Source organism: Vallitalea sediminicola (assembly GCF_054408565.1).
Genome location: NZ_BTPT01000127.1, coordinates 1 through 304, shown reverse-complemented (window position 1 = coordinate 304; position 304 = coordinate 1). Strand labels below are relative to the sequence as shown.

Annotated in this window: 1 rRNA gene; it reads left to right on the top strand. The window is 38.2% G+C overall.

The features are described from left to right. Nucleotides 1-181: 181 nt before the first annotated feature. Nucleotides 182-304 (top strand): 16S ribosomal RNA (locus ACX6CF_RS25985); the annotation flags it as partial.

Here is a 304-nt window from a genome sequence, read left to right as displayed (position 1 = left end):
CATAAAGTATATGATACAATATATTTCGTTGTCTCAACAACACAGAACCTTGAAAACTGAACAGTGAAACAACCAAAAACTTAGTAATAAGTTTTACCCAAAAAAATCCTTAGTAAATAAAATGGATAAAGACGATAGTCTATAAAATATAAGCCAGAGCAATCTGGTCAAGATGAAACTTTAACATGAGAGTTTGATCCTGGCTCAGGATGAACGCTGGCGGCGTGCTTAACACATGCAAGTCGAGCGAGAAGCTATCTAATGAACCTTCGGGTGATTTAGATAGTGGAAAGCGGCGGACGGG